The sequence below is a fragment of the Mesorhizobium sp. WSM3224 genome (assembly GCF_000427725.1).
Classification (GTDB): domain Bacteria; phylum Pseudomonadota; class Alphaproteobacteria; order Rhizobiales; family Rhizobiaceae; genus Mesorhizobium.
Genome location: NZ_ATYO01000038.1, coordinates 21320 through 31283 on the forward strand (window position 1 = coordinate 21320; position 9964 = coordinate 31283).

Below are 9964 nucleotides of genomic sequence, written 5' to 3' on the forward strand. Positions count from 1 at the left end.
ATTCACTTTGCCTCGCCTGCCAACCTTGCCTATCGTCGCGCAACCGGGACCGGAGAACTTGATGACATCAATGGGGATCGGGCTGCGCGCGGCGCTTCTTGTCGGCACCCTGGCGCTCGCCACGACTGCTCCGGCCCGCGCGGCCGACGACGGCGAAGTCAAGGATTTCCTGCTCGACAACGGCATGGAAGTGGTCGTCATCCCGGACCACCGCGCCCCGATCGTCACCCATATGGTCTGGTACAAGATCGGCAGCGCCGACGAGCCGCCCGGCAAATCCGGCATCGCGCATTTCTTCGAGCATCTGATGTTCAAGGCCACGGCAAACCATGCCGCCGGCGAGTTCGATCGCGCCGTGTCCGAGATCGGCGGCTCGAACAACGCCTTCACCTCCTACGACTACACCGCCTTCCACGAGACGGTGCCGCCTTCGGCGCTTGAGCAGATGATGGGTTTCGAGGCCGATCGCATGCGCAATCTGATCCTGACCGACGATGTCATCAAGACCGAGCGCGACGTGATCCTGGAGGAGCGCCGCTCGCGCATCGACAGCAATCCGCAGGCGGTGCTGGATGAGGAGGTCGATGCGACGCTCTGGCAAAACCAGCCCTACCGTATTCCGGTGATCGGCTGGATGCAGGAAATGGAGCAATTGAACCGTCCGGACGCGAAAGCCTTCTACGACAATTACTACCGGCCCAACAACGCGGTGCTGGTGGTGGCGGGCGACGTCGAGCCGGATGCCGTCAAGGCGATGGCCGAGCGCACCTACGGCAAGATCGCGCGCGGCCCCGACCTGCGGCCGCGCATCCGCCCGATCGAGCCGGAGCAGAACACCAGGCGGACGGTGACGCTTACCGACGCGCGCGTTTCGGTGCCGAGTTTCTCGACCCAATGGGTCGTGCCGTCCTATCATACGGCCAAGCCCGGCGAGGCGGAGGCGCTCGACCTGCTGGCAGAGATCCTCGGCGGCGGCAACCGCAGCCGGCTGTACCAGGAGCTCGTCGTGAAGCAGGGGATCGCCTCCGACGCGGCCGCTTACTTCCAGGGCACCATGCTCGATGACACCAACTTCACCGTCTATGGCACCCCGCGCGGCGACGCCAAGCTCGCCGATGTCGAGGCGTCTGTCGATGCAGAGATTGCCCGCATCGTCAAGAACGGCGTGAGCGACGATGAGCTGGAGCGCGCCAAGACCCGCTATGTGCGCTCCATGATCTTTGCCCGCGACAAGCAGGACGACATGGCCAACATGTATGGCTCCACGCTTACCACGGGCGGCAATGTCAAGGACGTCCAGGAATGGCCGGACCGCATCCGCAAAGTCACCGCCGATGAGGTCAAGGCGGTTGCTGCCCGCTACCTGGTGCTCGATCGTTCGACCTCCGGCTATCTCTTGCCGCAGCAACAGGCGGGGAATTGATTGATGACCATGGTTTTTGGCCGGACAACTGCTTTCCATTCGTTCGAAAGAGGAGAAGGCAAGCTCCATCGCGCCGTCGTCACGCTCTGCTTTGCCCTGTTTTTCCTGCTCCTGCCGGCGCTTGCGGCCCGCGCGGAGATGAACATCCAGGAAGTGAAGTCGAAGAAGGGCATCACCGCCTGGCTGGTGGAGGACCATTCGATTCCGCTGATTGCCATCCGCTTCGTCTTCGACGGCGGCAGCGCGCAGGATCCGGCCGGCAAGGAGGGGCTTGTCAACCTGATGACCGGCCTGTTCGACGAAGGCGCCGGCGACCTCGACAGCGACGCCTTCCAGCTGAAGCTCGACGACGCCGGCGCCGAGATGAGCTTCGAGGCTTCGCGCGACGGCACCTATGGCTCGATGCGCATGCTGTCCGACCAGAAGGACGAGGCTTTCGGCCTGCTGAAGCTGGCGGTGAACAGCCCGCGCTTCGACCAAGCGCCGATCGACCGTATCCGCGCCCAGGTACTTTCCGGCATCCTCGCCAATGAGCGCGATCCGAACACGGTGGCGCAGCAGCGCTGGCTGCGCGCCATTTATGGCGAGCATCCTTATTCGCGCTCCGACCAGGGCACGAAGGACAGTCTGGCCACCATTACCACGGACGACATCAAGGCCTTTCACAAGGCCGATTTCGCCCGCAACGGCCTGCATGTGGCGGTGGTCGGCGATATCGATGCCGCGACGCTGAGCGGCAAGCTGGACGAGGTGTTCGGCGATCTGCCGCAGAACCAGACGCTGGCTCCGGTCGCGGATGTCACACCCAAGCTCGGGCAGCAGCTCGAAGTGAACTACAATTTGCCGCAGACCTCGCTGCAACTGGCCTGGCCGGGCGTGAAACGCAGCGATCCCGATTTCTTTGCCACAGTCTTGATGAACCAGATCCTCGGCGGCTCGACCTTCACCTCCCGGCTCTTCTCCGAGGTGCGTGAGAAACGCGGCCTCGCCTATGGCGTCAGTTCCGACCTCATCGACAACGAGCATTCCCACGCGCTGCTCGTAACGACGGCGACGCGTTCCGACCGCGCTGCCGAAACGCTTTCGATCGTGCGCCAGGTGGTGAAGGATATGGCTGAGAACGGCCCCACCGAGGAAGAACTCGCGGCGATCAAGAAATACATGATCGGCGCCTACGCCATCAGCAACCTGGATTCCTCCAGCTCCATTGCCGCGACGCTGGTCGAGCTGCAGGTCGACGATCTCGGCATCGACTATATGAAGCGGCGCGGCGCGCTTATCAACGCGGTGACGCTCGCCGACGTCAAGGCGGCAGCAAGGAAGCTTCTGTCCGTGGATCCCGCGGTGATGGTCATCGGCCCGCCGCTGGTGCAGGTGGCGGGGGCCCACAAGGGATGAGCCCGACCTTCGCGGTTGCCTTCGGCGGCGGCGGCGCGCGCGGTCTCGCGCATATCCATATCATCGAGGCGCTCGACGAGCTTGGCATCAAGCCGGTGGCGATCGCCGGCTCCTCGATCGGCGCCATCATGGGCGCCGGCATGGCGTCGGGCATGACGGGTGCCGAGGTCCACGACTATGCCCGATCGATCCTCGGCAGCCGGGCCGAAGTGGCGGCGCGCATGTGGCGTTCGCGGCCTGGCACGATCGCGGAGGCCATGCAGGGCGGCATCCGCGTCAGCCAGTTCAACATCGAGCGCATCCTGAAGGCCTTCCTGCCGGAAGCGATCCCACAGACGTTCGAGGCGCTGAAGATCCCGCTCAAGGTGACGGCGACCGACTATTTCGGCCACTGCCTTGCGGTGTTTGCCGAAGGAGACCTGCATTCAGCGCTTGCCGCATCAGCGGCCATTCCGGCGGTGTTCCGCCCGGTGACGCGTGAGGGCCGCGTGCTGATTGACGGCGGCATCTACAATCCGGTGCCTTTCGACCTCGTCGAGAAGGACGCCGACATCATCATCGCAATCGATGTGGTGGGCGCGCCGAGCGAGGCCGAGCGCAGGCATCCGACCACCGTCGACCTGATGTACGGCGCCTCGCAGTTGATGATGCAGTCGATCATCGCCAACAAGCTGCAGCAATCCGGGCCCGACATCCTGATCCGCCCGAAGGTCTCGAAGTACCGCGTGCTCGATTTCCTCAAGATCGAGGCGCTGATGGCCGAGACGGTGGAGATCAAGGACGAATTGAAGCGCGCCGTCGAAAAGGCGGTGGAAGCGCATGCCGGCAGGCGGGGGAAAAGAGTGGTGTGAGAGCCGCTTTCCGGCTGCCTGCGCTTCAGGCGCATGCGAAAGGCGACCGAGGTCCGACAACGGAAGTCTGATGACTTAGCGCATTGGTCGCTCGCAAAGCCGGACCTAAGAATAGCGTGAAGTATTCTTTATGCTGACTTGCCGCGCTCGCGCTTAAGTTTCGAGGCTTGTCACTAATTCTTCATTGAATTGCCCGTTGACGCACGCTCCGGTAGAGTTAATAATGTGCTAATATAAGGTAGCGCAAATATCTCCCGACCGGCAACAACGAGTTAGGGCGCTACAGCGGGTGGGAACTAAGCAGGGCGGTTTCTTCAGCCGTCGTTGCCATCGATCATTGCGTCACCGCCTGTCTGTGAACCGCCTTTGAGCCGGCCGTTCACGGGCGGGATGTATGGTTGCGCCTGGACGCATGGCATTCCGTTCTTTCTTCTCCCGCGAAGTTGGGCACCGAACGCTTTTTCGGCATGGGGTAGTCAGCCGCCTTGCGCGGTGGATACGCCTGTGGCGGCAGCAGACACGTTCGGGGATGTGAAAGGCGTGTCGTGGCTGTGGGGTTCAGGAACGCGTCGCTCCGGTTGTTGGGCGCAACCTTTGGTTCTACGCAGGCGAAGGTGAGGCTTTTCGGCCTGACCCTTGTCGCATGCGTCGCCATGTTTTTTCTCTTCGGCTCCGGCTGGCTTGCGTCGGTAGGCGCGATGCTTGTCGTGGCCGCGATGGCGGGCTTCGGTGGCCTGGTCATGCTGCGCGCCCGCGGCCATGTGGTGCGGGACGCGGCGCAAAGTGCAGTGCGCGACGCACCCCGTCAGACCACGACGCGTGGCAAGCCGTCGGCAAGGCCGGCCGGCTCTGCTCGCTCAGAGCTCTCCGCGGCCCTTGCCAACTGCCGGTCGGCCTTCCTTGCGGTCGGGTTGTTCAGCGGCATGCTCAACGTGCTGATGCTCGCAGGCTCGCTCTACATGCTCGAGGTCTATGATCGCGTGCTGCCAAGCCGCAGCCTGCCGACGCTCGTCGGCATAACGATATTGCTCATCGTCCTCTATTGCGGGCAGGGCTTTCTCGATTTCGTGCGCGCGCGGGTTCTGGTGCGGATCGGCGGCGCCCTCGACGAGGCGCTTGGTCACCGCGTCTATACGTCAATGCTGAGATGGCCGCTAAAGGCGAAGCGCGAGAGCGACGGCCTGCAGCCGATGCGTGATCTCGACAGCGTGCGCGGCTTTCTGTCCGGCATGGGTCCGACGGCGCTTTTCGACCTGCCATGGATGCCGATCTATCTGGTCATCATCTTCATGTTCCACTGGTTGCTTGGCGTGACGGCGCTGTTCGGGGCGATCGTGCTCGTCGTGCTGACCATGCTTGCCGAGCGGCTGACGCGACAACCTGTATCGGCCGCCACCTTGAGCGGGAACCGGCGCGGCGGGCTTATCACTGCCGGCACTCGCAATGCCGAAGTGGTCGCCGCCATGGGCATGGCCGGCGGGCTGGCGTCGCGCTGGCAAGATGCCAACGTCGAATTCATTGCCGACCAGCGCAAGGTCAGCGACGTTGCCGGCAGCTTCGGCGCGGTATCGAAAGTGCTGAGAATGCTGCTGCAATCGTCGATGCTCGGCATCGGCGCCTGGCTTGTGATCGAACAGGAGGCGACGGCGGGCGTCATCATCGCCGCTTCCATCCTCAGCGGCCGCGCGCTGGCGCCGGTCGATCTCGCGATCGCCAACTGGAAAGGGTTCGTGAGCGCGCGTCAGGGCTGGCAACGGCTGACGCGAGTGCTTGCGGCCATGCCGGCCGAGACCGAACTCATGCTGCTGCCAGCGCCGAGCGCCAGCGTGATGATGCAGAATGCAGCCATCGCGGCCCCGGGAACGCAGCGGCTGCTGGTCCAGGACGCCAGCTTCGCCATGGAGGCCGGCCACGGGCTTGGCATCATCGGCCCGAGCGGCTCGGGAAAGTCCACCCTGGTGCGGGCTCTCGTCGGCGCCTGGCAGCCCTTGTTCGGCCGCGTCAAGCTGGACGGCGCCGATCTCGACCAGTGGTCATCGCAAGAGCGCGGCCGCCATATCGGCTACCTGCCGCAGGATGTGGAGCTGTTTGCCGGCACCGTCGCCGAAAACATCTCCCGCTTCGAACCGGACGCCGACGCCGACGCGATCATCGCCGCGGCCAAGGCCGCTGGCGCGCATGACCTGATCGTCAGCTTCCGCCAGGGCTACGAGACCGAGATCGGCGACCATGGCGAGGCTCTTTCGGCCGGGCAGCGCCAGCGCATCGCTTTGGCCCGCGCGCTCTACCGCGATCCGTTCCTCGTGGTGCTCGACGAGCCGAATTCCAATCTCGACATGGACGGCGAGCAAGCATTGATCCGCGCGATGCTCGGCGTTCGCGAGCGCGGCGGCGTTGTCGTCATCGTTGCCCATCGTCCGAATGTGCTGACCGCGGTCGACTTCATCATGGCGATGAACCAGGGTCGCATGCACGAATTTGGACCGAAGGACGAGATTTTCGCCAAGATGTTCCCGATGCTGCGGCCGGTCCCGTCAAGCAACCCGCCGCCAAGGACGACCCCGGAAACAGCACCCGTGGTCGCCGCCCGAACCGGCGGAGGGAACTGACATGGCCGTGTTGGGCGCCTCCCATGCGTCGATCCGCTTCTACACGCGGCTTGGGCTCGGAGCCGTGCTCCTGCTTGGCGGAGGCGTCGGCGGCTGGGCCTCGGTTACCCAGATTGCCGGCGCGGTCATTGCCCCCGGCACGCTCGTCGTCGATTCCCACGTCAAGAACGTGCAGCATTCGACGGGTGGCGTCGTTGCCGAGATCGATGCACGCGACGGCGATCGCGTCAAAGCCGGCGACCTTTTACTGCGTCTCGATCGTACCGTCCCGGCAGCCAATCTTGCGGTGGTAAGCAAGGCGCTGGACCAGCTCACGGCGCGCAAGGCTCGTCTTAATTCGGAGCGCCGGGGGAGCGACGTCATCATCTTTCCGGAAGCGCTTCTGGATCGCATCGCCGATCCTGACGTCGCTGAGGCGGTGGCCGGCGAAAAGCAACACTTTGAGACCCGGCGCACGTCCCGCGCGGGCCAGAAGAGCCAGCTCGAGGAGCGCATCGCACAGCTCGAGAAGGAGATCGACGGCGACATCGCGCAGGCGCAGGCCAACAGCAAGGAGATTGGACTGGAGCAAAAGGAGCTTGCCTCGGTACGCGCGCTCTGGGCCAAGAAGCTCATATCCATCGATCGCCTGACACAGACCGAACGCGAGGCCACGCGCCTCGACGGCCAACGCGGCCAGCTCGTTGCTGCGCAGGCGCAGGCGCAGGGAAGGATCGCGGAAATCAAGCTGCAGATCATCCAGATCGACCTCGATCTGAGCACCGAAGTGAACAGTGACCTGCGCGACATCGACGGCAAGATGGGCGAGCTTCTGGAGCGCAAGGTCGCCGCCGAGGACCAGTTGAAGCGGGTCGACATCCGCGCGCCGCAGGACGGCGTCGTACAGCAGTCGCTCGCCTACACGATCGGCGGCGTGATCACGCCGGGCCAGACGATCATGCAGGTCGTGCCGGACAATGACAGCCTTACGGTGGAAGCCAGGATCACGCCCAGCGACATCGACCAGTTGTGGGTCGGCCAGTCGGCATCGCTGCGCTTTTCGGCATTCAATCAACGCACGACGCCGCAGATCGACGGCGTCGTCGAGAGGACCTCGCCCGACATCACCACCGATCAGCGCACCGGCGTCAGTTATTACACCGTTCGCATCAAGACGACCGCTGCCGAGGTCGCACGCCTCGGCGAGATCAAGCTGGTGCCCGGTATGCCGGTGGAATCCTTCATCAAGACCGAGGACCGCTCGGTGATGTCCTATCTGGTGAAGCCGTTGCAGGACCAGATCAACCGCGCCTTTAGAGAGTGAGAGCCCGCCTCGGCGGGAAATGAAAGCGGCAGACACGAAAATTAACTGCGTTCGAAAGGGGAAATGTCATGGCCTCCAGCGATATCACGGACAATCTGACGACTGACCCGCTCGCGACAACTGATCCCACCGTGACCGGAAGCGCCGATCCCGTGCCGCCGGTTGCAATCTCGCTCGACCAGGCGGATACGGACTACGCGCCCGGCGAGACGGTGGGGATCACGGCCACCAATGTCGCGGACGGCGGCACGTTCACGTTCCAGGTCGCCCACCTCAGCGCTGGCGCCGACGGGATCCTCGGCACCGCGGACGATGTGCTTAGCTACGATCTCACTGGGACCGGCACACCCTGGACTGTCACCGACGGTGGCGCCGGCGATTTGGACAACGTTGTCAACGGCTCGATCCAGACCTCGTGGTACGTCAATCCCGACGCGTCGAACCAGGCATTCGTGCTCACCGCGACCGACCAGGCAAACGGCCAGGTCGCGACAGTGAATTTCACCGACGCTGCGACCTTGGTCGATCTGACTTTCAAAACCACCGCGACGATCAACGGTGCGATCTTTTCGTCCTCGGATGTCGTCACTGGTGCAGGAACGGGCCTGCTGGATCCCTTCGTGCGAATTCAGAAAACGGGCGCGGAGCAGGGATACAACACCGACTTCAATACTCCCGTCACCCTGGATAACACGGCGAAGGGCGGTACCCAGTACGTTCATTCATTGAATATTGCCGACATTCCGATTCAATTCATAAACGGTGTCGGCTACTATCGATTTGATCTCGACATCAATGAGTCCAACGTTGCCAATAAACAAAACCTTTCCCTGGATTCGCTCCAGATCTGGCAGGCCACTGCCGGTAATTTGAGTAATTACGCGCCCGGAGCAACTCCGGACCAGGGCACCGGCGCCTTCCCGGTGGCCGACAATGCTTCGCTGGTCTACAATCTGGACGCCGGCGGCGACAAGTTCATCGGCCTGAACGGCGAGCTCCAGCCGGGCAGCGGCAACACCACCGACATGTCGTTCCTGGTTCCCGTCGCCAATTTCGATCCGAGCAAGTCCTTTATCTATCTCTATTCGGGGTTCGGCTACCAGGCCGGCACTTATCAAGGACCAGTCGAAACGGCAGTCAGCACCTGGACCGCCGAATCTGGCTTCGAGGAGTGGAACCGCCAGATCGGGCAGGTGATCGATGGCCACAAGTTCAACGACCTGAACGCCGACCACGTTTGGGAGGCCGGTGAGCCGGCTCTCGCCGGTTGGAAGATCTACCTCGATGTCAACGGCGACAACCAATGGAGTGCGGGCGAGCCCTTTGCGGTCACTGACGCAAACGGTTATTATAAATTCACCGTAACGCCCGGCACCTACACGATCCGCGAGGTGCCGCAAGCAGGATGGTCGCAGGATGCGCCGAACAACGCGCAGGGTGAGTACACCGTCACTGTGGCAGCGAAACAGGACAGCCACAACAACGACTTCGGCAATTTCCAGCTCGGCTCGATCTCGGGCCACAAGTATCTCGACGCCGACGGCAGCCTGGCGACGACGGGCGACCGGTCCGCGGTGAGCGGCTGGACGATCACCCTCTACAACGACGCCAACCATAACAACATTGCCGACGCCGGCGAGCAGGTGGCGCAGACGACCACCGATGCCAATGGCGCCTATCAGTTCACCAACCTGTCGCCCGGCGACTATCTGATCAAGGAACAGGACCAGGCGGGGTGGACGCATCTGAGCCCGGTGCAGATCAACCAGAGCAATCTCACGTCCGGCCAGAACCTGACCAACCAGGACTTCATCAACACACAGCTCAGCTCGATCTCGGGCCACAAATATGTGGATGCCGACGGCAACCTGGCGACGACTGGCGACGAGACGGGCGTGAGCAACTGGACGATCACGCTCTACAAGGACGCCAACCACGACAACATCGCCGATGCCGGCGAACAGGTGGCGCAGACGACGACTGATGGCAGCGGCGCCTACCAGTTCACCGGGCTGGCACCTGGCGACTACATTATCAAGGAAGAAGACAAGGCAGGCTGGANGCATCTGAGCCCGGTGCAGATCAACCAGAACAGCGTTACCGGCGGCCAGGACCTGACCGACCAGAATTTTGTGAACTTCGAGAAGTTCGACATCTCGGGCACCAAGTACACCGACGACAATGGCGACGGCCTGACGGCCGGCGACATCGGCCTCGGCGGCGTGACGATCTTCATCGACAAGGACGGGTCGGGCACATTGAACGCCGGCGACGTGTCGACGACGACGGCGGCGGACGGCACCTGGTCGTTCACCGGCCTCGACAACACGGTTGCCGGGGACACGGTCCTGGAGGTGCTGCCGAGCGGCTATGTGCAGAC

Annotated in this window: 6 protein-coding genes; all 6 read left to right on the forward strand. The window is 63.2% G+C overall.

What is annotated here, in order from left to right; translation table 11 throughout:
* The first annotated feature begins 61 nt into the window (after nucleotides 1-61).
* Nucleotides 62-1423: a pitrilysin family protein gene (locus YU3_RS0131750; RefSeq protein WP_027169973.1), complete on the forward strand. Its 1362-nt coding sequence runs from the start codon at nucleotides 62-64 to the stop codon at nucleotides 1421-1423.
* A gap of 3 nt (nucleotides 1424-1426) precedes the next feature.
* Nucleotides 1427-2821, forward strand: coding sequence for a pitrilysin family protein (locus YU3_RS37925; protein WP_245273716.1), 1395 nt, complete (start codon nucleotides 1427-1429; stop codon nucleotides 2819-2821).
* Nucleotides 2818-3672: a patatin-like phospholipase family protein gene (locus YU3_RS0131760; protein ID WP_027169974.1), complete on the forward strand. Its 855-nt coding sequence runs from the start codon at nucleotides 2818-2820 to the stop codon at nucleotides 3670-3672. Before YU3_RS37925 ends, YU3_RS0131760 begins: the two co-directional genes overlap by 4 nt.
* Nucleotides 3673-4325: 653 nt before the next feature.
* A complete protein-coding gene (locus YU3_RS37930) occupies nucleotides 4326-6281 on the forward strand; it encodes a type I secretion system permease/ATPase (protein ID WP_245273717.1) in 1956 nt (651 codons plus the stop codon).
* A 1-nt stretch (nucleotide 6282) separates the two neighbouring features.
* The gene (locus tag YU3_RS0131775; protein ID WP_027169975.1) at nucleotides 6283-7584 is read left to right on the forward strand and encodes an HlyD family type I secretion periplasmic adaptor subunit; all 1302 of its coding nucleotides are present in this window, start codon (nucleotides 6283-6285) and stop codon (nucleotides 7582-7584) included.
* A 68-nt stretch (nucleotides 7585-7652) separates the two neighbouring features.
* Nucleotides 7653-9964: SdrD B-like domain-containing protein (locus YU3_RS0131780; RefSeq protein ID WP_027169976.1), on the forward strand; the 2312-nt coding region annotated here is incomplete at its 3' end.